The organism is Micromonospora gifhornensis (assembly GCF_016863515.1).
GTDB lineage: Bacteria > Actinomycetota > Actinomycetes > Mycobacteriales > Micromonosporaceae > Micromonospora > Micromonospora gifhornensis.
Map to the genome: position 1 here is coordinate 1 of NZ_BOPA01000010.1, position 22517 is coordinate 22517.

Sequence of the window (22517 nt, forward strand, 5' to 3'; positions counted from 1 at the left end):
GGGGCTGGGGCTGGGGCTGGGGCTGGGGCTGGGGCTGGGGCTGGGGCTGGGGCTGGGGCGGTCAGGCGGCGGAGAGGCGGACGCCGTCGCGGCCCTGGCGTTTGACGGCGTAGAGGGCCTGGTCGGCGCGACGGAGCGTCAGTTCGGGCGACTCGCCGGGGCGAGGGAGAGCGACGCCAACGCTGATCGTGCGGCCGATCCGGCGGGCGGCCTCGGTCAGCCGCTCGGCCACCCGGACCGCCTCCTCGGGGCGGCTCACCTCGATCACCGCGACGAACTCGTCGCCTCCGATGCGGTACAGCTCGTCGCCCTGCCGCAGCGCACCCTCCAGGGCTCGGGCCAGCCCGACAAGCACCCGGTCACCGGCCTGGTGGCCGTACGTGTCGTTGACGGTCTTGAAGCCGTCCACGTCGATCGCCAGCAGGGCGGTACGCCCCGGGGTGGCGGTGGCGATCCGCTGCCCGAACGGGCCGGTGTGCCGCAGCCCGGTGAGCGGGTCGGAGCTGGCCTGCTCCCGTAACCGGTCGAGGGTGCGCAGCCGGTCCAGGCAGGTCCACGCCTGGCCGGCCAGCAACTCCAGAAGGTTGACCGTCCGAGGGTCCGGGCGCAGCAACCGCTCGCCGGCGACCAGCAGCACCCCACCACCGTCGGGCGAGCCGAGGGGTACCGCCACCAGGGTGCGTACTCCGGCCCGTACCAGCGGATCGTGTTCCTCGGTCGGTGGGTGGCCGGCCTCGCCGAGGGTGTGGCCGGTGCCGTACCGATGGGCTCGGGCGACGATGGCGCGTAGCGCCTGAGGGCCGGCCTCCGCCAGTTCGGCGCGGATCCGGGTCTCCAGCTCGCCGGGGGTGGCTGTCGGCTCGCTGAGTTGCGGACCGCTGCGGCCCGACAGCACTAGCATCGCCGTGTCGAGGGCGGACACGTCTCGGGCGGCCCGGGTCGCGGTGGCCAGCAGGTCCCACTCGGTGGTGGCGGCGGTCATCGCGGCGGCGTGGCGGAGCAGCTTCTCGCTGCGGCTCTCCGCAGGTCCACCGAGCGCCATGATCCGGGCGCCCAGCCGGCCGGCGACCCGCTCGGCGGTCGCCCGCCACGCGGCGAGCTCGGCCGGGCCGGTCCACTGCACGTCGAGTACGCCGATGAGGCGACCCGCCGGATCGCAGATGGGCACGCACACCTCGGCGGTGACGTCGGGGCGTACCGGGATGTGGTCGGGATCGGTGCTGATGTCCGGGACGACGGCCGGCAGACCACCTGTGAAGACCCGCCCGACGATGCCGGCGTCGGGGGCGACGGTGGCGAAGACCTGCCAGGAGCCGGTGGCGGCGACGCAGCGGAGCCGACCGTTGACGTGCAGCAGGACGGCGATCGTCGCGGGGGTGTAGCGGGCCAGAGCGTCCACGGTCGCCTGGCAGACCTCGGCGACGGTCGACGCCATGGGTAGGCGGACCGTGACGTCGCGGATGACTTGCTGGTGATCCACTTGTGCGTCGTCCCAGGTCGGCTCGGGTCCCGGCCAGTTCCGGGACGCTGATCAAGCGTACTCATGGTGGCGGGGAGCGGATTTTGTTCGTACACACGTGCTATCCACAGGCTGTGGATGCAGCCTGTGGGCCCACGCGGGGGCCGGCGCAGCGATAGCGTGAGGGTCCTGGTCGAGTGGAGGCTCCATGCTCATCGCCCACCTCAGCGATCCGCACCTCACCGCCGGCGTGCTCGGCGCCGAGCCGGCGGCCGGGCTGCATCACGCGCTCGGGCGGGTGCTGGCGCTCAATCCCCGGCCCGACTGCGTGGTGATCACCGGTGACCTGGCCGACCATGGCCGGCCCGACGAGTACGCCGCGCTGCGCGAGGTGATCGGTCGGTTCCCGCTGCCGCTGTATCTGACCACCGGCAACCACGACGATCGGGAGTCGCTGCTGGATGCCTTCGGCGGTACGCCCTGGCTGGGGGGCAGCTTCTCGGCGTACTACCAGGTGGAGCAGCCCGACCTGACCCTGGTGGTGCTCGACTCGTTGGTGCCGGGCTCGAACGGCGGTCGTCTCGGTGCCGAGCAGCTCGGTTGGCTCGACGGGGTGCTCACCGCGCGACCCGACGTGCCGGCCGTCGTCTGCCTGCACCACCCGCCGGTCGAGGTCGGCATCCCGGCCGCCGACGAGATCCGCCTCGCCGATGGTGACGCCCTCGCCGAGGTGCTGCTGCGACACCCCCAGGTGGTACGCGTCGCCGCCGGGCACCTGCACCGGCCGGTGACCACCATGTTCGCCGGCACGGTGCTGACCGTCGCGCCGAGCACCTGGCGGCAGGCCACCTTGACCATGAGCGACGACGAGCAGATCGGCTGGGTCACCGAGCCGACCGCCCTGCTGCTGCATCAGGTGAGCGACCGCGGCTGTGTCACGCACACCGTTCAGGTCAGCCACACCGCCGGCATGACCTGCGGCTACTGAGCTTCCTGTACGGGTGGGGCTGGCCAACGGGGGCCCTTCCTGGGCCGCGCCGATCCGCAGAGCCGTCGAGGCGCCGTCCACAGCGGCCGACGAAGCACCCTTCGGTCGATGTGCATCTGGACCGGGGTCGATCCTGATCATCCAGAACGGCTGATCAATTCGACCCGGCCGGATGTCCGATCAACCCGCGCGGATCGTATTCGACGGCACGGCGTGTGCGGGTATTCACGTTGCCGGTTCCCGTCGCTACCCTCGCTGCCGTCACGCGCGTCGGCGTGACACGACCGCGCCGAACTCGGCGCTCTCAGTGGGGGAAAGACGCATGACGAGAAGGCTTCTCGGACTCATCGCCGCGGTTGCCATGACGGTCGGTGGCTCGCTGGCCGCCGCCGCTCCGGCGCACGCCGCCACTCCGGCCATCGAGATCACGAAGGTGTACTACGACTCGCCGGGCACGGACAACCGCTCGAACTCCAGCCTCAACGCCGAGTACGTGAAGCTGACCAACCGGCGGTCCAGCACCATCAACCTGAAGAACTGGACGCTGCGCGACAAGGCCAACCACGTCTACAAGTTCAGCGGCAACTTCAAGCTCGGCAAGGGCAAGAGCGTCATCATCCGTACCGGCAAGGGCAAGAACACCGCCAGCACCCGCTACTGGGGCTCGGGCAACTACATCTGGAACAACACCGGCGACACCGCGTACCTGCGTAACGCCAGTGGCAAGCAGATCGACAAGTGCTCGTGGAGCAAGAAGGGCAAGGGCTACACCAACTGCTGAGCCGCTCGGAGCGGGCGCCGTACGGGAACACCGGTTCTACACTGGCCGGCGTGCGGCGCCCACGTCCTCGACAACCCCAAATGGTGGTGATCCCCCCTGCGGCAGCGGGCACAGCCGGTAGCTGGGGGAGGGAATCCGTCCCAGGTGAGATCTAATGATCCGGTGCCCAAGCTCTTCGACAGCTCACTCAGCCACCACCTGCGCTATCCGCTCTGGGTGTACGCGGTGCCCGTGGTCGTCTTCGCCGCTCTGCCCGCCTGGATCCTGATCGACGGCGGCAACCTGCTCGCCGCCGTCCTGGTCGTGCTCGGCAATGTACAGGCGATCATCCTGGGCCGGATTCTCCTCGCCCGAAACCTGGTCGCGAAGGGAAAGCTCAGAGCCGAGGACGTGGGCTGAGCCGCTGGCACGGCGGCTCAGCCCGCAGCCGGTCGTCAGCCGCCGAAGAGCGGCTGACGGTGCACCTTGTGCTGGGCAGCCTGGGCGACCGGACGCACGACGAGACGGTCCACGTTGACGTGACTGGGCAGTCCCACCGTCAGCGCGATGCACTCGGCGATGTCCTCGGCGACCAGCGGCCGGTCCACTCCCGCGTAGACGGCGGCGGCCTTGTCCGCGTCACCCTTGAACCGGTTCACCGCGAACTCGTCCGTACGGACCATCCCCGGCGCGATCTCCACGACCCGGATCGGTTCGCCGCACAACTCCAGCCGGAGCGTTTCGACAAGCGCGTGTTCCGCGTGCTTGGCGGCCGTGTAGGTGCCGCCGAACTCGTAGTTCACGTGGGCCGCCGTCGAGGTCACCGTCACGATGGTCGGCGCGTCGGAGGACCGCAGCAGCGGCAGCAGCGCCTGGGTCACGTGCAGCATGCCCAGCACGTTGACCTCGAAGCTCTGCATCAGATCCGCTGGGGACGCGCTGGCCAACGGGTCAGCGCCGACCGCTCCACCCGCGTTGTTGACCAGGACGTCGCAGCGTTCCAGCCCGGCGGCCAGAGCCTGGGCGGACGCCTGGTCGGTGACGTCGAGCGCGACCGCCTGACCACCGATCTCCGCCGCCAGAGCCTGGAGCCGGTCGATTCGGCGGGCGGCCACCACGACGAAGAACCCGTCCTTGGCCAGCCGGCGCGCCGTCGCCGCTCCGATTCCGCTGCTGGCGCCCGTCACGACCGCGGTGCGCTTCATGGCGTTTCGTCTCCCGTTCCCACTGTTATGGCAGGCGCATCCCGTCCCGGAGAGCGGGAGTTCGCCCGATCGCAGCCGCGTGGCTGCATCAACCGATGGCGAATTCTATCTGTGCGTTGATGGCCTCGGCCTTGGCGATCGCGTCGAGCGCGTCGGTGCCGGAGGCCAGGATGTAGCCGTTGCTGCAGTCGGCGACCGTCAACAGCGGCGCGACCTCGTCCCCCGGGTTCTTGGTGATGACGACGGCGGTGTCCTCGGCGCCCAACTCGAACAGGTACGGCATGAACACCGGGGCCTGCTCGCCCGGCGGGATCCGCAGCACCTTCGCCGGGATGTCCTCGTGAACGGTGATCGACTTGATCGGTCCCGGATCCGGGGTCAGGAACAGGGCGACCGCGCCGCCGATCGGCGCCGGAGACTCCAGCGGAAGCTCGTCGATGCCCAGCGGGACCGTGAGGAACATCCGGTTGAGGTCCAGACCGAAGGCCCGACGGACCAGTTCCGGGGCACCGCTGCCGGCGAGCCGGGCGTGCGATTCGAGGACCCGGGGACCGTCCGGGGTGAGGACGAACTCGCTGTGCGACGGCCCTTCGGTGACACCGACGGCGTCCAGCAGCTTGGCGGTGAGCTCCCGCAGTTCGGCGAGGTACGGAACGGCGACCCGGCTCGGAGTGCTGACCTCCCACTCCACGAACCGGTCGTTCATCCGGTACTCGGAGTAGCCGATCGTGAGGTGCCGGCCCTCGAAGGAGAACGAGTCGACGCTTACCACCGGGCCGGACAGGAACTCCTCCGCCATCGGGGAGGTGATCCCCGCGGCGGCCAGCTCCGCCATGGCCTCGGCCACCTGCGCGGGGGTCTCGACCTCCTTGATGTGCAGGCTCGCCGCGCCGTCGAGCGGCTTGAGGACGATCTTGCCGCCGACCTGCTCCAGGAAGGCGACCGCCTCGTCCACCGAGCTGACCACCTCGTAGCGGACGTTCTCCACCCCGGCCTTGGCCAGGCACTCCCGGGTGAGCGCCTTGTCCTTGAGCGCACGGGCGGTGAACTCGGTGACGCCGGGCAGACCGAACTGGTCCACGACGTATCCGGACGAGATCGCGGCGACCTCGGTCGTGGTCATCACCCGATCGAACGGGCGCTCGGCATGCAGCGGGCTCAGCGCGGCATGGATCGCCGGGCCGTCGGCCAGCGGAGCGTGTACGACCCGCTCGGTGTGCTGCAGGATGGACTGCTCGTACTTGCCCTCCTCGTGCACCAGCACGACGTCGATGCCGAGTTCCTTGGCGCCGTGGATCGGCGCGGGCATACCACCGATGACGGCGACACGATATTTGCCCATGGTCTTCCTCCGTGTACCCAGGTCAGCTTGCATAGCAACGACGCAACCAGCGGGCGGTCTCCGTCGGGCCGGGCTGGAAGGCCCGTCGGCGGTGCAGCACCCGGTAGTTGTCGAAGATCAGAAAATCTCCGGGGGTCAGCACGAACTCCTCGGCTCGCGCCTGCTCCAGGGCCTGCACCCAGCGGTCCAGGGCAGCGGCCGCCGCAGGGGTGGTCCCGGTGACCGTGCCCCGGTCGTACCGTGCCCGGGTGCCCTCGTAGCTCTGCTCCAACAGGGCGGCGTCGGGTAGCGGCGCGGTCTCGTCGTTGGACGCGGGCGGGCCGACGAGGAACTGGGCCGACTGGAGGGCCTGGACGGTGGCGTCGTCGAGGGCTGCTACGGCGTCCTCGATGGCGAGCACCTCGGTGGGCACCTGCTCGTCGTTGCGGACCGCGTAGAAGCTGAGGTAGCGCGGGACGTACCGGCGCGGGTCGACGCCCTTGCCGCCGAACGGCAGGTGCGGGTTGTCGGTGTGCCAGAAGAACTCCGAATCGGCACCCCAGGAACTGGTGGTGCCGGCCGCCGCCGGATTCGGCGCGACATTGCGGATGTAGCGGCCGTTGTTCTCGTAGTCGACCGCGAACGGCGTCAGCGAGAGCAACTGCAGCAGACCGAAGTGCAGCGCGTTGGTCACGGCCATCGCGGTCTCGTCGGTGAAGCCGTTGCGCGGTGTGGCCGGGAACTCCTGCTGCGGCAGGTTGCCGATGGTCAGGACGTGCGAGCCGGTCGCCGGGTAGAACGTCAACGCCTGGAGGATCTCGCCGGGGAGATGGGTCTGCAGGGCGTGTGCGCCGATTCGGGCGAGGATCGCCTCGTGCGCGTCCGAATCCAGCGTGATGTCGCAGAGGGCGGCCGTGAGCTCCTTGTCGAGCAGGTCACGGGTCCTGTCGTCCAAGTGGTGACGGGCCACCCGAAGTGCACGGGACATGTCTGGCTCCGATCATGGGAGTCGCCGCGAATCCCCCACTCGCGGTCGTGTCGGGTGGAACGCCCAGTCGTTCGGACACCCGAGACCCCAAGATGCCGCACGGACACGATGGGTAACAACGCCGTCGCGGAGGCCAGAAGTGGCCAGGCACCTTGCTGCCTTCCCCGGCGGTGGCGCGCCCTTCTCCGGCGGCGACGCGCGCTTCTCCGGCGGCGACGCGCGCTTCCCCGGCGGTGGCGCGGGAGCGGTCGCCTACCGCACCGGTGCTTGCGGGGCCTGTCGCTCGCCGCCTGAGGCGGCCGGGGAGTGCACGGCACCCCACCGCACCGACAGTCGGGTCGCGGCCCGCTCGGCACGGATCTCCATGGCGTTACCGACGATCACCGCCCGGTCGACCACCACGGCGGTACCGTCGAGGGCCACTGTCGTCCGTTCGCTGACGAAGACGGGGCTGCCGACCGGCTGGCGCAGGTGCCCGGCCACCGGCGCGGAGAGCACGCCCGGGACGATCCGCTCCGAGGCGCTCAGGATGGCGACTCCGCAGTCGGCGAGCGCGGCGTACAGCGACGTGGTGACGAAGTCGCGCTCCCGGATCGCCGTCCCGTGCGGCGACCGCACCCAGGAGACCTGGTGGATGGCGGGACGGCCGTTGAGCAGGCGCAGTCGTTCCAGGCGCAGGGTGCGTTCGCCGTCAGCGCCGCCGAGCCGATCGGCCACCCAGGCCGGTGGGCGTCGCATCCCGCTCGACAGGACCTGGGTGACCACGTCGTGGCCCTGCTCGCGCAGGTCCTCGGTGAAGCTGCGCAGCGTGTCCACCCGGTACGCCGCCTGAACCGGCGTGACGTACGTGCCGCGGCCGGCCTGCTGGACGATGAGTCCCTCGTCGGACAGCTGTTGCAGGGCCTGACGCAACGTCATAAGCGTGACGCCGTAGTGGGCGCTCAGCTCCCGCTGGGCGGGCAGCGCTTCGCCAGGCGCGTACTCGCCCTGGTGGATGCGGGACGCCAGGTCGGCCGCGATCTGGCGGTACCGCGCGGGTGGCCGGCCACCGGATGCCGGCGCACCCGCTCCGGGCGTCGTCGTCGCATCACCCATGGGAGTCTCCCGTCCACCGCACCGCCGTACCGGTGCCCCAGTCTGGCGCACCGTCGGCGGCAGCGGCACAGGGCACCTGCCCAGGCTCGCGGTTACCCGGGGACTCCCACGACCACGCCGTCCAGCGCCGCCCGGAACTCCGCGATCGTGGCACCAATCTCCTCGGGGCCGGCACCGTCGAGCACCATCCGCATCAGCGCCGACGCCACCACGACACCGTCGGCGGCATCGGCGGCCGCCACCGCGTGCGCGGGCTGCGAGATGCCGAAGCCGAGCAGCACCGGCAGGTCGGTCATGGCCCGCAGATCACGGGCGAGCCGGAGGGCGTCCTCGCCGAGCCGGTCACGCTCACCTGTGGTGCCCATGACGGACACGGCGTAGACGAAGCATCGGCTGCGTTGCGCGATGGTGGCCAGCCGGGAGGGGGTGGTGGTGGGCGCGGCGAGCAGGACGAGGTCGACCCCGGCCGCCGTGGCCGTCGCCTCCAGCTCGTCCACCTCGTCGATCGGTACGTCGGGCACGATCAGCCCGCTGACGCCGGCCGCGGCGAGATCCGCGCAGAACGACGGGTTGTGGATCACCAGGTTGTAGTACGTCATCGCGATGAGCGGTACGTCGACGTTCAAGCCGGTGAGGTCGTCGAGGATGGAACGCACCGTGACGCCCTGCTGGAGGGCGTGGTGCGAGGCCTGCTGGATCGTCGGCCCGTCGAGGATCGGGTCGGAGAACGGGAGCCCGATCTCGATCATGTCGGCGCCGTGGCGCGCGTACTCCTCGACGTACCGGGTCCAGTCCGGTCGGATGCCGCCGGTCACGTACGGAACCAGGAGTTTGCCGCTCATGCCGCTTCCCGAATGGTGTGGATGTCCTTGTCGCCGCGCCCGGAGAGGGTGACCAGCACGGTGCAGAAGGGTGGCAGTTCGCCGCTCTCGGCGGCCCGGATCACCCAGGCGATGGCGTGGGCCGATTCCAGGGCCGGCAGGATCCCCTCGGTGCGGGCCAGTCGCCGTACCGCCGGTATCACCTCCTCGTCGCTGACCGTGACGTAGCGGGCCCGCCCCGAGTCGTTGAGGAAGGCGTGCTCCGGGCCGATGCCCGGGTAGTCGAGCCCGGCCGCGATCGAATGCGCCTCGCTGACCTGGCCGTCCTCGTCCTGCAGGACGTACGAGCGGAAGCCGTGCAGCACACCGACCCGGCCGAAGGCGACAGCCGCCCCACCCTCGGCCTCCACGCCGATGAGCTGCGCCGGGGTGTCGACGAAGCCGGCGAAGGTGCCGGCGGCGTTCGAGCCGCCGCCGATGCAGGCCACGACGTAGTCGGGCACGCCCGTCCGCAGCTCGGCGGCGCACTGTGCGCGGGCCTCCTCACCCACGACCCGCTGCAACTCCCGCACGATCCAGGGGTACGGGTGTGGGCCCATCACGGAGCCGATGCAGTAGTGGGTGTCGTCGACCCGGGTGACCCAGTGCCGCAGCGCCTCGCTCGTGGCGTCCTTGAGAGTGCGGCTGCCGCCGGTGACCGGAATGACCTCGGCACCGAGCAGCTCCATCCGGAACACGTTGAGTGCCTGCCGCTCGACGTCCTTGGCCCCCATGTACACGGTTGCTTCGAGGCCGAGCAGCGCGGCGGCGGTGGCCGTCGCGACGCCGTGCTGGCCGGCACCGGTCTCGGCGATCAACCGCGTCTTGCCCATCCGGCGTGCCAGCAGGGCCTGGCCGAGCACGTTGTTGATTTTGTGCGAGCCGGTGTGGGCGAGGTCCTCCCGCTTGAGCAGCACGTTGATGCCGAGCTCGGCGGAGAGCCGCCAGGCCGGGGTGAGCGCGGTCGGGCGTCCGGCGTACACGGCGAGCAGTCGGTCGAGGTCGCGGCGGAAGCGCTGATCCGCCCACGCCTCCCGGAACGCCTCCTCCAGCTCGGCGCAGGCGGGGATCAGCGACTCGGGCACGAAGCGACCACCGTGCCCACCGAACCTGCCGCGCTCGCCGGGATCGGCCATGAGGCTGCCGTTGGGCAGCACGGTCAGGTCCGTCACGTCGGCTCCATCTGTTCTAGAACTGTTGCCTGTCAGCATGGCACACCGACAGGTCGGGCGGAAGCCCGACCCTTCTAGAACTCTCACCGTGGGAGTGACGGAGAACCGCTCAACCGTCCTTCTCCGGAGCAGCCTTCTGATCGTCGGCATCCGGCTGGCCCCGCATGGTCCGCAGCGGCGAGAAGTAGACCGGCAGGACGGCGACCAGGCTCAGCACGGCACCCACCCACAGTGTCTCGCGCAGCCCGATCTGCTCGCCGAGGAACCCGCCGAGGAACGAGCCGATCGGCATGGCCCCGAAGACGAGGAAGCGGATGGTGGCGTTCATCCGGCCCTGCAACTCCTGCGGACACAGCTGCTGGCGGATCGCCATGCTGTTCACGTTGTTGATCACCAGGCCGGTGGAGACCAGCGCGTTGCCCGCCCCCGCGAGCCAGAGTCGCCAGTCGGCGTCGGCGAGCGGCACGACCAGACCGGCGACACCGGCCACGGCCATGCCGACCCAGACCGTCGGCCCCGGCCCGAGCCGTACGCTGATCCGCTGGACGACGAAGGCACCGACCAACCCGCCCAGCCCGCCGATGGCGAACCACAGTCCCACCGTTCCGGGGGAGATGCGCAGCTGCTGGGCGAGCAGCACCACGACCACCGTCCCGGTGACGTACACCCCGAGGTTGAACAGCGCGCCCGAGACGGCGAGCGCCCGTAGGACGCGATGCCGGAAGACGTACGACAGCCCTTGTCGGATCTCCCCGACGAGGTGGCTTCTGGCACCCCGGACGGGGAGGTCCTCGCGCATGCGGATCCGGCTCACCGCCAGCGCCGAGGCCAGGTAGCCGACCGCGACGGTGAGCACCGCGAGCGGTGGCCCGAACCACTGGACGAGGTAACCGCCGAGCGTCGGTCCGCCGACCTGGGCGACCGACCGGGTGCTCTCCAGCTTCGCGTTGCCCTCGACCAGTTGCCCGCGTTCGAGCATCAGCGGCAGATAGCTCACGTAGGCCGTCTCGAACAGCAGGGTGCCGACGCTCACCCCCAGCGCGACGATGTAGAGCTGGGTCAGCGTCAACACGCCCAGGTAGGCCCCCACCGGAACCCACCCCAACAGCAGGCCACGACCCAGGTTCGCGGCGATCATGATGGGACGTTTGCGACGCCGGTCCACCCACGCTCCGGCCGGGAGACCGACCAGGAGAAACGCCACGGTCTGGAACGTCGCCAGCAGACCGGCCTCGAAGGCGGTCGCGTCCAGGGCCAGGATCGCCACCAGGGGCAGTCCGACACGGCTGAAATGCGTGCCGAACTGGCCCAGGGTCTGTGCGGTCCACAGCAGCCGGAAGTCGTGATGCCCCAGGAGTGTCACGTGTGGAAACGGATCTTCTCGTCGACCAGCACGCAGGTGTCGACCGCCGCGTCCGCGTCCGTTCCGGTGGCCAGCACGTAACCGGAACTGCAGTCGGCCAGCGTGTGGATCGGGTTGATCACGTCGCCGGGGTTCTTGTGCACAACCGCGCCGACCGGGATGTCGACCAACTCGCCGAGCAGGGGAAGGTACACGTCGGCCAACTCACCGGGCGGTACCCGCTTCACCACCGCCGGGATGTCCTCGGCCACCGTGATGTCGCGGATCTTCCCGGGCTCGGGCCGCAGGAACCGGATCGCCGCTCCGGCAGCGGGCTGCGGGGCTTCGGCGGGCAGCTCGTCGATGCCCAGTGGCACGGTCAGCCACATCCGCGCCAGATCCAGGCCGTACGCCCGGCGTACCAACTCGGGGATGGCGTGACCACCGAGCCGGGCGTGCGACTCCAGCACCCGGGGACCCCGGTCGGTCAGGACGAACTCGCTGTGCGACGGGCCCTCGGTCAACTCGACCGCGTCCAGCAGGCGCACGGTGAGATCACGAAGCTCCGTCAGGTGTGCCGCGGCGAGCCGGCTCGGCACGCTGACCTGCCACTCGACGTGGTGCGAGTTCACCAGGTACTCGGAGTATCCGACGGGCAGGTGCCGTCCGGCGAAGGAGAACGACTCCACGCTTACCACCGGGCCGGCGAGGAACTCCTCGGCGAGCACCGAGGTGTTGCCGGCCTCGGTGTGCCGGTGCCAGGCGTCCCGCAGCCCGGCGGCGTCGTCCACCCGCAGGATGTGCCGGCTGGCGGCACCGTCGATCGGCTTGAGGACGACCGGGCCGCCGATCTCCGTGAGGAAGTCGAGCGCCTCCTGCTCCGACCCCACCACCCGGTACCGGACGGGGCTCAGGTCGTACTTGGCGAGCCGCTCGCGCATCAGCGCCTTGTTCTTCAGCAGTCGCGCGGTCCGCTCCGAGGTCCCGGGCAGACCGAGGCCGTCCACCACGTGCCCGGTGGGTACGCCCCACGGCTCCGAGACGGTAAGCACCCGGTCGAAGGGCCGCTCCTCGTGCAGTGGTCGCAGCACCTCGAGCATCGCCGGACCATCGGCCAGCGGCGCGTGCACGATCCGCTCGCAGTGCTCACGGATCGACTCCTCGTACTGGCCGGGCTGGTGGACCAGCACGACGTCGACGCCCAATTCCCTGGCTCCCTTGATCGGGGCGGGTCGCCCCCCGATCACGGCTACTCTGAACATCAGTTGAGCACCTTTTCGTGGTGGTTCGATAGCTTCCTGGTCATCGGCCGGGTCTCAGGACAGGCCGAGTTGCTCGGCGAGCAGCGCGGCGACGATGTCGTTGCCCTCGTCGGTCAGGTGGGCCCGGTCGACGTACAGCCAGGTCTGGTCGGTCACGGCCGCGCGCAGCACCGGGTTGAGGTTGACGAACCGTACGCCCCGCTTCTCACAGGCCGGTGCGAGCGCGTCGGCGTACCGCTGCCCGGCCTCCACCGAGGCGACGTCGCCGTACAGCGCCTCCCAGGTGCCCAGCTTGGAGATCCGGTCCAGCTCGTCGAAGATCAGCTTTTCCTGGGGTGCGGTCTCCTCGCGCAGCCAGGTGGCCAGCGGCTGCAGCACGAAGGTGACCCGGGCGCCGGTGGCCGCGGCGAGCACCTGCCAGCTGTCCAGGTGCCGGCCGACCAGGTCGACCGCGCTGGCGATCGCGTCGTCGAGCTCCGGCCGCACCTCGTCGGGCGAGGGCCAGGCCGGCACCGCCGGCTTGTTACGGCGACCGAAGCCACGGGACGACTTGCGGTGCCGGGACTTGACCTCCTCCATCTGCTCGAAGAACTCGCCGCAGAAGTAGAACGGGCCCTGGTCCGCGCGGTGCATCTCGACGAGTCGGGACATCACCAGGGTGTTGAAGCCGCTGAAGATGACGATCTCCTCGACCGGCGGCAGCAGATGCCGGTAGAGCAGGAACAACAGCAGCTCCTGGGTGGAGTTGTAGCAGTGCCCGGCGTACGTGAGCCACGGTCGCGACGGGGCGTGCTGGGTCCACAGTCGCGAGGCCATGGTGGCCGCGTCGCTCGTGGAGCCGTAGCCGAGCGGGACGGAGCCGCCGACAAGCAGACGGACCGGACCCTCGGGCATGCTGCTGCCGACCGACGCCTGCTCCGTGGCGCCGTGCGAGATGCGGAAACCCAGCCGGTCGGTGTTGATCGCGTCCGACCGGTAGTTCGGCCGGTTGAAATACATCAGGTACGGCACGTACTCGGTCTCGCCGCGCGACGAGAAGCTGTCGTACTGCAGCATCTGGGGCGTCAGGATCTCACGCTGGAGCTTCATCTCTGCTCGGCTCTCCTTGTCGGTACGGGGGAAGGGCGACCTGCACGGGTCACCACAGCGGGCTGATGTCGGTCCGGCCGGACTGCTCGGAATCGATCACCTCGTCGGTGAGGATGCCGAGCTGGGCGATCTTGATGCCGGCCTGGAACCGGCTGGACACATTGAGGCCCTTCAGGATCGAGGAGATGTGCCGTCGGCAGGTACGCAGGGCCATGCCCAGCCGATTGGCGATCGCCTCGTCCTTCAGCCCGGCGGACATCAGCCGGAGGATCGCCATCCTGGTGTCCAGGGAGACCTCGTCCATCTGGTCCTCGGGCAGTTCGAGCGGGACCGCGTTGGCCCAGAGGTGCACGAACGTGCGGTACAGGTACTCCACCACCAGCTCGTCGGAGATGACCGCGGCACCCCGATCCGCCGCTCCCGGCCCGTCGACCGGGATGAACGCCAGCTTGCGATCGAAGATGACCAGGCGCTCAAAGCTCGCCGCGGTGGTACGGATGCCACCGCCGTGCTCCGCGACCGCCTTGGCCCGGGCGACCAGGCCCAGGTTGGAGCGGGCCGTGTGGTGGTAGAGGAACTGGCACCGCAACCCACGTTCGAAGATCGAACTCGCCGACGTCGCGGAGGCGCTGAAGTGATCCTGCGAACGCCTGCCGCCCGGACGCAGTGAGTGGATCTCCGTGGTGCAGCGCAGGATCGCCGCGTCGATCTCGTCGCGGAGAGCCTGCTCGCCACGGACCACCCGGACGCCGTCGCGCTGCCTGCCGTTCTCGGCCAGCTGAGCCAGCCGCCTGCTTATCGACTGGATCACCCGGCCGTTGGTGGCCATCGCCTCCTCGCGCTGCCGGATCTCGTCGCTGAGCGGCGCGTTGAGAATGCTCAACGCGATCTCGGGGTGCACCGCGGTCAGGTCACCGTCGTCGGCACGGGAGAGCAACCGGCGTCGCAGCAGGCTCTCGCAGGCGTGGGCCCAGTCGCTCCTGCTGATGCCGACCTCCGGCGGCGGGCAGTCGGCGTCGATCCGGTTTCCCAGCACCGCGAACTCGTACACCCTGGACTCGACGCTGCTCAACGGGCCGCGCGGATGGCTGAGAAAGGACAACGAGGCAGTCATCACGGGTCAGCCCGCGACCGGTAGGTCCGACTGGCTGGGCACGCATTCCAACCAGAGCTGGCCGGCCGTACGGCGGATGGCCTTCTCTACGTCGTCGGTCGCCGCCCCGGAGAACCGGAACCGGGCCCCGACGTGCTCGTAGCCGCCGGCCTTGGGAATCACGGTGCCCACGTCCGGGATCACCCGGGCGTAGGGCCACTCGGCCGGTGGCAGGTCGAGTTCCGCCACGGTGATCCGGCACGGCGCGGGCACCGGGGTCGGCACCAGAAGCCAACCGCCGACCCGCTGACCGGCGATCGACCGTACGATCGGGCGGCGGCCGAGTTGGATGTGCACCGCGGCCTCCACCAGGTCCACGCCGTGCACCTCGCGCCAGACGAACGGGATCTCCGCGCCACCGACCCGGGAACCGGCTTCCAGGAAGTTGATCCGGATGCTGCCGTCGGCCCGGTGGCCGACGAACGCTTCCATGTGGAACACCCACGGCTCGTCGCCGAAGGCGGCGCAGGCCCTGGCGAGGAACTCGCCAAGCGGGCCGAGCAGCTCGGGGTCGTCCACCTCCACCGAGCCGAGCACGTCCCCGGCGGCGAACTCCATGCAGGTGTTCACGTAGCGCGAAGCCCGCCAGGGACCCAGTTCGGAGCCGGTCCAGAGGCCGTCGATGTGGAAGACCTGATCCGGGCAGAAGGTCTGCACCATCCGTGGTTCGGGCGCGAGCCGGTCGAGTTGGACCAGATCGTCGACCGAGTTCAGGCGCAGCACGTCCCGGCTCGCCGTGCCCCGTCGTGGTTTGACGATCACCGGCCAGCCGTGCAGGTCCGCGAAGCGCACGACGGCCTCGATGTCGGGTGCGTCGGCGAACTCCGGGATGGCGACGCCGCCCGCCACCACGGTCTGCGCCATCACCAGCTTGTCACGGAACGGAGCGAGCTGATCGGGATGATCGCCGGCCACCGCCAGCTGGGCGCGTAGCTCGGCCGCCGTGTCGAGATCGCCCTCGTTCAGAGCGATGATCCGTTCGGGCCGGCCGAATCGCTCGATCAATCCGTTGGCAGCGGCGCTCACCAGGTCCAGGCGATCGGTGGCCGCGACGATCGACACGGCGGACGCTGCGGCAGGAACCGAGGCGGTGGCCAGTTCGGTGCATATGTAGGTGACGTGGTGGAGGTCGTGGTCGAGGTAGTCCGCGTACCCGGCGTGGTGGTCACGCCAGCGGTGGATGATCAGAATGTGCGGCTTCATCAGGACGGCCTCCTCGCGTCTGCGTCGATGTCCCGATTCGAACGGGTGAATCACTGTCGGGGTGCTGCTGCTTCCGTTCGGTCGAAGGCCATGCTCACCGCGAGACCGATGAGCACCGTCCCCATGGCGTAGCGCTGTGCCCGCAACCAGGTCGGCTTCCGGGCGAGGAAGGAGGAGACCGAGCCTGCGGTGAGCACGATCAGACAGTTGACGGTGAGCGCCACCGTGATCTGGATCAGTCCCAGGGAGAGGCTCTGCATCGCGATGTCGCCCTTGGCCGGGTCGACGAACTGCGGGAGCAACGACACGTACAGAACGGCGATCTTGGGATTCAGCAGGTTGGTCATCAGGCCCATCGAGAACAGCTTCCGGGGCCGGTCGATGGGCAGATCCTTCGGCGAGAACGCCGACTGGCCGCCGGGTTTGATGGCGTTCCAGGCGAGCCACAGCAGATAGCACGCGCCGGCGATCTTGATTGCCGTGTACATGGTCGGTACCAGCGCGAACACCGCGGAAACGCCGGTCACCGCGGCGAGCAGGTAGACGAAGAACCCGACCGCCACGCCGAGCAGGGAGATCAGGCCGGCGGCCCGACCCTGGGTGATCGACCGGGAGACCAGGTAGATCATGTTTGGGCCGGGGGTGAGCACCATCGCCAGCGCCACCGCGGCGATGCCCAACCCTGCGTCGATACCGATCACGTGCTGCTCTCCTGGTTCTGCCGACCGGTGGCCGGTGTCAACGCGGTCTCTCGTCGAAAATCCAGTACGTGCTCAGTTCCGGCTGCCACTTCCGACGGAGCGGATCGCGGAAGAGCCGAAAGAAGATGCCGACCGGCACGAATACCAGAAAGTAGATCAACGACCATAAGATTTTCATGATCAATCCTTGTGGGCGAAGTGGTGGTCGATCAGTCCAGGGCGATCTCCTTGCGCCAGTCGCCCTGCTCTCGCCACGCGGGTTGGTCGGCCTTGTTCAGCAGGAAGTTGCCAAGCGCAAGCAGGTCGATGTTGGTGCGCATGAAGCACTGGTACGCGTCGTACGGCGTGGCCACGATCGGCTCGCCACGGACGTTGAACGAGGTGTTCACCAGGACCGGGCAGCCCGTCACCTGCTTGAACGCGGTAAGCAGGCGGTGATAGGTCGGGTTCGACGACGCGGTCACGGTCTGCACCCGCGCCGAATGGTCGACGTGGGTGACCGCCGGGATGGTCGAACGGTGGACCTTCAGCCGGTCCAGCCCGGTGGCCTGCGCCGACTCCTCGGCGTCCAGTCGCCGCTGCTTCGCGACCGGCGCCACGACCAGCATGTACGGGCTCTCCTGGTGCAGGTCGAAGTACTCCTCGACCTCCTCGGCCAGCACTGACGGGGCGAACGGCCGGAACGACTCCCGGAACTTGATCTTCAGGTTCATCGTCGACTGCATGTCGACATCGCGGGGGTCACCGATGATCGACCTCGCCCCGAGCGCACGCGGACCGAACTCCATCCGACCCTGGAACCAGCCGACGATCTTGCCGGTGGCCAGCTCCTCCGCCACGTGCTTGGCGATGGACTCCTCGTCCAACCGGGTGTACGGCACACCCAGGTCGTCCAGGAAACGCGCGATCTCCTCGTCGCTGAACCCGGGACCGAGCAGCGAGGAGGACATCCCGTCGCCGCCCTCGGCGAGATGTGCGCGCGGCGCACCGAGTTCCGTGGCCACCATCAGCGCGGCACCCAGGGCCCCACCGGCGTCACCGGCGGCGGGCTGCACCCACACCGAATCGAAGATCGTCTCCTGGATGACCTTGCCATTGGCCACGCAGTTCAGCGCCACGCCACCGGCCAGGCAGAGGTTGGCCTCACCGGTCATCTCGCGGGCGGTCCGGGCCAGCTTGAGCACCACTTCCTCGGTGACAAGCTGCACCGACGCGGCCAGATCGAACTCCCGCTCGGTCAGCGGGCTCTCCGGCTCGCGGCGCGGCCCACCGAACAACTGCTCGAACCCGCGACCGGTCATGACCTGACCGCGCAGGAACTCGAAGTTGCTCATGTTGAGCCGGAACGAGCCGTCGTCCTTGACGTCGATCAGATGCTGCCGGATCACGTCCGCGTAGCGCGGCACGCCGTACGGGGCCAGGCCCATGAGCTTGTACTCGCCGGAGTCGACCTTGAATCCGCAGAAGTAGGTGAACGCCGAGTAGAGCATGCCCAGTGAATGCGGGTACCTGATCTCCGCCAGGTGGCGGATCCGACTGCCCTGGCCGTGCCAGAGCGTGGTGGTGGCCCACTCACCGACGCCGTCGATGCACAACACCGCTGCCGACTCGTACGGGCTCGGCAGGAACGCGGAGGCCGCGTGGGATTCGTGATGCCGCCGGACGTTGATCTCCGGGACCGCGCCCAGTCCCAGGTCGGCAAGCGACCGGCGCACCCGCCCGACCGTGTCGCGCTTCCAGGACGTCCATTCCGGTAGGACCCGGGTGAAGGCCTCCAGGGAGAAGGGCGACGAGGCGGCGAAGCTCGTCAGCACCCGGCCGAACTTCAGCTTCGGATCCTCGTAGTAGGCGACCGCATCCACATCGTCGAGCCCGACACCGCCTTCAGCCAGGCAGTACTTCACCGCCTCCGCCGGAAAGGCCGGGTCGTGGCGCTTACGGGTGAAGCGCTCCTCCTGGGCGGCGGCGATGGGCTTTCCGTCCCGCACCAGCACGGCCGCGCTGTCGTGGTAGTAAGCGGACAAGCCCAGAACCAGCTTTCCCACGATCGATCTCCTCAGTGTGGGTGTGGTGCGTCGGTCGATCAGATGGTGGCGAGCGATCTGCTGGCCCTGCGGGCGCGACGAAACGCCCGCCTGGCCAGCAGGCCGGACGGTGGGTTGAGCGATCGGAATCCGGTGCGTACCCGCTCCCAGACCTCGGCGACCGCTCCGGCGCCATGGGACACGGGCAGCGAGGCGAGGTAGGTGTCGACCGCGTCGGCGGCCCAGGCGGAGTGTCCGGTGGCGACGTTGTCGATGGTGTTGTGGATGTCGACGAACTTCGTGGAGAAGCCGTACTTCTTCAGCGCCTGGCGCGCCCGCCGGTAGGTGCCACCCACCCCGGACAGCTCCATGGCCAGGTTCAGCCCGAGGATCTCCGGCATGAACGTCCGCGGAAAACGCCCGATGCTCAGCCAGTACACCGGCAGTTCGAAGGACTCGTCCCGGAACCCTTCCCACATGGCGAATTCGCGCGATGCGGTCGGCGGCACCTTGATGTCCATCTCGGCGAGCACCTGCCGGTAGATGAGCGGATGGTTCAGCCGCGGCACCCCGTTGCCGAGCTCGTCCCAGTAGGTCTCGAACAGGAAGTAGCCCTGCTCGGAGGCGGCGTGTTCGTAGTCGGTGAACCCCTGCAGCCAGGCACCGTCGATAAGCGTCAACGGTGCCAGCTGCACGGTGGAGTCGATCAGCTCTTCCCGGGTCGGCATCGGGGTGGTGGCCGACGCCTCGAAGTCACGTCCCTGCCGGTCATGTTGCTCGACCAGCCAGGGGCGCAGACCTTCGCGTCCCCAGACATCGGGTAGGCGCTGCGGATCCGACGCCATCCTGTGCCGGGACCGAGCCAGCCAGCCCCGCACGTAGTCCAGGGCGAACCGGCGGATCGCCGGGGTGTCCGTCCGCTGCTGCAGCAGGTGGTACGCCTCCCGGATGTCACCCGGTTCCCGGCCGTCGTCGACCGGGCCGGCCATGACGGTCGCCAGCAGCTTCGCCGACACAGCATCTGCCTCAGGGGCCCTCTTCGGCGGCTCGGGCTCGGGCTGCCGGGTGGGCAGCGAGTCGATCCATCGGCGGATGACGAGCAGGTCGGCCGGAGAGAAGACCCGGAACATCGGGCCACGCTCACTGACGAGGCCGTTGACCAGCGGACTGTCCGCGGACCGCCCCGGCTTGACCAGGCGGCTCTTCGCCAGCTCGGCCAGCAGCTCGCTGGGGTCGGTCCGGGCGTCCTGGAGCCAGTCGGAGAGCGACCGACCGGCGATGGCGAAGACCTGGTGGTACACCGCGCCCTCGCGGGCCCGGTGGCGCAACAACTCGGCCATCTCGTACGCCGGGTCACGGGCCTCGTCGAGCTCGGCGAACAGGCTTGCGCTCCACCGCTTCAGCACCGTGAACGCCCACTGGAAACCGGTACGCACCCGAGCCAGCTCACCGTCGTCGAATCCGTTCTCGACGATCGCCAGGCAGAGCTGGAGCCCCGAGAGCTCGTCGCCGGCGCGGGCGGCGGACGGGTCGATCGCGGTCCAGTCCACGAGCTGCGGATGCACCTGGCGCACAAGTCTCAACGCCGGCAGCAATCCGACCGTACGCAGACACAGGTCCGCGCCGACGAGTTCGGGTCGGAAGTCCTCCGGTCGCCTGCTCATCGCCAGCAGAGTCGCGGGCAGATGGAAGTGGTGGTCCGCCACCCGAGGGTCGTGCACCAGCCGGGCCACCGGAGCGGCGTGCTCGGAGAGGTGCAGTTGACGCAGCAGGGACAGGTAGACGCTGCCTCGGGAATCCTGCGGCCGACCGACACCGACATCCGAGGCATAAAGGGTCAGAATCCGCAGTACGGTCGCGTCGTCGGCATTGCCCGGCGCGCTCTGCCACTGAAGCCAGGCACCCGACCGCAGCGCGAGTGGTGCCGCCGCGAGCGCGGCGCGGCGTACGAGGGAATCCGTGGTCAGTGGATCCGCAGACGCGCTGACCAGCCCCTCGAAGCGATCGGCCTCGGCGGCACACCACCGCACCACTTCGGCCCGCAGTTCATCGAGCGTGGCCGGCATGGGCTCACGACCGGCGATGTCACCGATCTCCGCCCGGATCCGTTCGATAAATGGAGTTCCGGGAAATGAGGTCTCGGGATCAACCGCGATGACATAGAGCCGGCGAGAGTGATCCTGTTGACCAAGCTGTCGGGCGGCATTCTGGCCCGACTCGTGGACCGCATTCGTTGACACTGTCATCCCTCGACTAGTCCGCACACACGCCCGTAACCGGGCGTTTTCACCTTGCGTCGTCGCGAGGAGCTCGGAGCGGAGGTATCGTCCGTTCACTGCAGAAAGGTTCGTCCTGTGACGCTTCGGCCCTACCGGCGTTCGACCACGGCTGAACCGATTCGGTCAGGCACGGAAAGCGCGACGCAGCCCGCTCTCCAGCACTGGTGCGAAAAGGTGGTGGCGCCGCTGTTGCGGAGCCGGCTAGAACATCGGGTAGATCGAGGCGTCGTTCTTCGGCTTCTTCTTGCGACCGAAGATCTTCCCGAAGATCCTGCGCAGCAGGTTCATGTTCCTGTCCTCACTTGTGATGGTGAACCGATGATCTAGCGCGACAGATCCAGCTCGCTGGCCAGTAACTGCGCCACCAGGTCGAGTCCGTAATCGGTCATGTGCGCTCGATTGACATAGAGCCAGCTGTCGTCCGCGGCGCTGTTCGCGAGGAGCGGATTGATGTCCAGGAAGTTGACATCGATTTTCTCGCAACCCAACTGCAGCAGTTCCGCGTACCTGCGGGCCGTCTCCCTGGTGGCGATGTCACCGAACAACTCCCAGAAGTTCGAGATCTTGTCCAGTTCGTCGAAGAGTCGTCTCTCCTGGGGTGCGGCCGTCTCGCGTACCCAGGTGGCCAGGGGTTGCAGCACGAAGGTGATCCTCGTGTCGGTGCCGGCACAGAGCTGCTTCCAGGACTCCAGGTGCCGGATCGTCAGCGCTGCGGCGTCCTCGATCCGCACCTGGAGCGGGCGGACGGGTTCGTCGCCGCCGGTCTGCTGACCGCCTGACCCGAAGTGGTGCGTCCGGAACTGGGACTTGAGCTTGTCCATCTGGCCGAAGTAGTCGCCACAGTTGAAGAAGGCGCCGTCATCACCGCGTTGGCTGGCGGGAAGCCGCGCCAGGGCCAGGTTGTTCAGCCCGGAGAGGATGACGATTTCCTCCACCGGTGGCAACAGGTGCCGATAGAAGAGGAAGAGCAGCAGTTCCTGAGCGGAGGAATGACTGCGCCCGGCAAAGTTCAACCACGGTCGCGACGGCGCATGGGTGGTCCACAGTCGCGAGGCGAGCGTCGCCTGATCACAGGTCGCTCCGATGCCCATTGCCATCGAACTGCCCGCCAGTAATCGGACCGGGCCGTTTGTCGGCTCACCACCCGCCGAGGTCTGACTGTCGGCGCCATGCGAAATGCGAAAGCCCAAACGATCGGTGTTGATTACGGGAGATCGGTAGTTGACCCGGTGGAAATACATCACATAGGACATCCAGCGAGCCTGGCTGCGATGGTCGAAATCATCGTATACGAGCATCTGCGGCGTCAACTCGGACCGCGCCGAGCTAGGACAACGCACTGTTCCCCCCATTGAAATTCCCAGCCAGGGCTCACAACCCGTACGATCGCTGTTTCGGTCAGTACGGTAACACGATGAGTGGTGAGGAGACAGTGGTGTGTGTCAAAGAACTGACACCTGTCTGGTTTATCCTGAGTTGAGTGGAGGATTCCTGAACAAGCAAATATTGCGCGTGTCTCAGTACGTTTGCGGTAGCAATTTGCTTTAGCAAGGAACTGCCCTGGTTGAGCGGGCGGCGGTGTCGCCAGGAAACGGGCGACCTGCGGGAGTGTGATC

General features: G+C 68.7%; 20 protein-coding genes. 3 read left to right on the plus strand and 17 right to left on the minus strand.

Features of this window, described 5'->3' with window-relative positions:
- Positions 1-61: 61 nt before the first annotated feature.
- The gene (locus tag Vgi01_RS04570) at positions 62-1480 is read right to left on the minus strand and encodes a sensor domain-containing diguanylate cyclase (protein ID WP_204290248.1); all 1419 of its coding nucleotides are present in this window, start codon (positions 1478-1480) and stop codon (positions 62-64) included.
- Positions 1481-1667: 187 nt separating this feature from the next.
- On the opposite strand from Vgi01_RS04570, the gene Vgi01_RS04575 reads away from it, so the two are divergent.
- The 3 genes from Vgi01_RS04575 to Vgi01_RS04585 all read left to right on the plus strand — a co-directional run bounded on the left by Vgi01_RS04575 (position 1668) and on the right by Vgi01_RS04585 (position 3627).
- Positions 1668-2447, plus strand: a complete 780-nt coding sequence (locus Vgi01_RS04575) for a phosphodiesterase (protein WP_102659949.1) — start codon at positions 1668-1670, stop codon at positions 2445-2447.
- 322 nt (positions 2448-2769) lie between these two features.
- Complete coding sequence (locus Vgi01_RS04580; RefSeq protein ID WP_239088800.1) at positions 2770-3228, plus strand: lamin tail domain-containing protein; 459 nt, start codon at positions 2770-2772, stop codon at positions 3226-3228.
- 162 nt (positions 3229-3390) lie between these two features.
- Complete coding sequence (locus Vgi01_RS04585) at positions 3391-3627, plus strand: hypothetical protein (protein WP_102659947.1); 237 nt, start codon at positions 3391-3393, stop codon at positions 3625-3627.
- Between the two features lie 35 nt (positions 3628-3662).
- On the opposite strand, the gene Vgi01_RS04590 is transcribed toward Vgi01_RS04585, so the two are convergent.
- From Vgi01_RS04590 to Vgi01_RS04665, 16 genes are all read right to left on the minus strand, one after another.
- Positions 3663-4412 carry an SDR family oxidoreductase gene (locus Vgi01_RS04590; protein ID WP_102659946.1) on the minus strand — a complete coding sequence of 250 codons (750 nt, stop codon included), beginning with the start codon at positions 4410-4412 and terminating at the stop codon, positions 3663-3665.
- 88 nt (positions 4413-4500) lie between these two features.
- Entirely contained in the window at positions 4501-5754 is a 1254-nt protein-coding gene (locus Vgi01_RS04595) for an ATP-grasp domain-containing protein (RefSeq protein WP_204290249.1), read from the minus strand.
- A 22-nt stretch (positions 5755-5776) separates the two neighbouring features.
- Entirely contained in the window at positions 5777-6721 is a 945-nt protein-coding gene (locus tag Vgi01_RS04600; protein WP_102659944.1) for a TauD/TfdA family dioxygenase, read from the minus strand.
- A gap of 252 nt (positions 6722-6973) precedes the next feature.
- Positions 6974-7816: a GntR family transcriptional regulator gene (locus Vgi01_RS04605; RefSeq protein WP_204290250.1), complete on the minus strand. Its 843-nt coding sequence runs from the start codon at positions 7814-7816 to the stop codon at positions 6974-6976.
- 92 nt (positions 7817-7908) lie between these two features.
- Complete coding sequence (gene trpA / locus Vgi01_RS04610; RefSeq protein ID WP_204290251.1) at positions 7909-8658, minus strand: tryptophan synthase subunit alpha; 750 nt, start codon at positions 8656-8658, stop codon at positions 7909-7911.
- Positions 8655-9848 (minus strand): tryptophan synthase subunit beta, encoded by a 1194-nt coding sequence (gene trpB, locus Vgi01_RS04615; protein ID WP_013736338.1) that lies wholly within the window; start codon positions 9846-9848, stop codon positions 8655-8657. Before trpB ends, trpA begins: the two co-directional genes overlap by 4 nt.
- Before the next feature lie 109 nt (positions 9849-9957).
- The gene (locus Vgi01_RS04620; protein ID WP_204290252.1) at positions 9958-11211 is read right to left on the minus strand and encodes an MFS transporter; all 1254 of its coding nucleotides are present in this window, start codon (positions 11209-11211) and stop codon (positions 9958-9960) included.
- A complete protein-coding gene (locus tag Vgi01_RS04625; RefSeq protein WP_102659940.1) occupies positions 11208-12452 on the minus strand; it encodes an ATP-grasp domain-containing protein in 1245 nt (414 codons plus the stop codon). The genes Vgi01_RS04620 and Vgi01_RS04625 overlap by 4 nt, the downstream gene beginning before the upstream one ends.
- 54 nt (positions 12453-12506) lie before the next feature.
- Entirely contained in the window at positions 12507-13541 is a 1035-nt protein-coding gene (locus Vgi01_RS04630) for an SGNH/GDSL hydrolase family protein (protein ID WP_204290253.1), read from the minus strand.
- 49 nt (positions 13542-13590) lie between these two features.
- Complete coding sequence (locus tag Vgi01_RS04635) at positions 13591-14655, minus strand: helix-turn-helix transcriptional regulator (protein ID WP_204290254.1); 1065 nt, start codon at positions 14653-14655, stop codon at positions 13591-13593.
- Between the two features lie 6 nt (positions 14656-14661).
- On the minus strand, positions 14662-15897 hold the full coding sequence (locus tag Vgi01_RS04640) for an ATP-grasp domain-containing protein (protein ID WP_204290255.1): 1236 nt from the start codon (positions 15895-15897) through the stop codon (positions 14662-14664).
- A gap of 50 nt (positions 15898-15947) precedes the next feature.
- Entirely contained in the window at positions 15948-16598 is a 651-nt protein-coding gene (locus Vgi01_RS04645) for a LysE family translocator (RefSeq protein ID WP_102659936.1), read from the minus strand.
- A gap of 37 nt (positions 16599-16635) precedes the next feature.
- Entirely contained in the window at positions 16636-16776 is a 141-nt protein-coding gene (locus tag Vgi01_RS04650) for a hypothetical protein (RefSeq protein ID WP_013736331.1), read from the minus strand.
- 31 nt (positions 16777-16807) lie between these two features.
- Entirely contained in the window at positions 16808-18643 is a 1836-nt protein-coding gene (locus tag Vgi01_RS04655) for a carbamoyltransferase family protein (protein ID WP_204290256.1), read from the minus strand.
- Between the two features lie 38 nt (positions 18644-18681).
- The gene (locus tag Vgi01_RS04660) at positions 18682-20688 is read right to left on the minus strand and encodes an iron-containing redox enzyme family protein (RefSeq protein WP_204290257.1); all 2007 of its coding nucleotides are present in this window, start codon (positions 20686-20688) and stop codon (positions 18682-18684) included.
- A 536-nt stretch (positions 20689-21224) separates the two neighbouring features.
- Positions 21225-22154, minus strand: coding sequence for an SGNH/GDSL hydrolase family protein (locus tag Vgi01_RS04665; RefSeq protein WP_239088801.1), 930 nt, complete (start codon positions 22152-22154; stop codon positions 21225-21227).
- Between the last annotated feature and the right edge of the window lie 363 nt (positions 22155-22517).

Bases quoted from the DNA above. Each gene is read 5' to 3' on its own strand.
- Vgi01_RS04575 (WP_102659949.1), top strand. From the start codon at position 1,668: ATGCTCATCGCCCACCTCAGCGATCCGCACCTCACCGCCGGCGTGCTC.
- Vgi01_RS04580 (WP_239088800.1), top strand. From the start codon at position 2,770: ATGACGAGAAGGCTTCTCGGACTCATCGCCGCGGTTGCCATGACGGTC.
- Vgi01_RS04590 (WP_102659946.1), bottom strand. From the start codon at position 4,412: ATGAAGCGCACCGCGGTCGTGACGGGCGCCAGCAGCGGAATCGGAGCG.
- Vgi01_RS04595 (WP_204290249.1), bottom strand. From the start codon at position 5,754: ATGGGCAAATATCGTGTCGCCGTCATCGGTGGTATGCCCGCGCCGATC.
- Vgi01_RS04600 (WP_102659944.1), bottom strand. From the start codon at position 6,721: ATGTCCCGTGCACTTCGGGTGGCCCGTCACCACTTGGACGACAGGACC.
- Vgi01_RS04605 (WP_204290250.1), bottom strand. From the start codon at position 7,816: ATGGGTGATGCGACGACGACGCCCGGAGCGGGTGCGCCGGCATCCGGT.
- trpA (WP_204290251.1), bottom strand. From the start codon at position 8,658: ATGAGCGGCAAACTCCTGGTTCCGTACGTGACCGGCGGCATCCGACCG.
- Vgi01_RS04625 (WP_102659940.1), bottom strand. From the start codon at position 12,452: ATGTTCAGAGTAGCCGTGATCGGGGGGCGACCCGCCCCGATCAAGGGA.
- Vgi01_RS04630 (WP_204290253.1), bottom strand. From the start codon at position 13,541: ATGAAGCTCCAGCGTGAGATCCTGACGCCCCAGATGCTGCAGTACGAC.
- Vgi01_RS04635 (WP_204290254.1), bottom strand. From the start codon at position 14,655: ATGACTGCCTCGTTGTCCTTTCTCAGCCATCCGCGCGGCCCGTTGAGC.
- Vgi01_RS04640 (WP_204290255.1), bottom strand. From the start codon at position 15,897: ATGAAGCCGCACATTCTGATCATCCACCGCTGGCGTGACCACCACGCC.
- Vgi01_RS04650 (WP_013736331.1), bottom strand. From the start codon at position 16,776: ATGAAAATCTTATGGTCGTTGATCTACTTTCTGGTATTCGTGCCGGTC.
- Vgi01_RS04660 (WP_204290257.1), bottom strand. From the start codon at position 20,688: ATGCCGGCCACGCTCGATGAACTGCGGGCCGAAGTGGTGCGGTGGTGT.
- Vgi01_RS04665 (WP_239088801.1), bottom strand. From the start codon at position 22,154: ATGTCCTATGTGATGTATTTCCACCGGGTCAACTACCGATCTCCCGTA.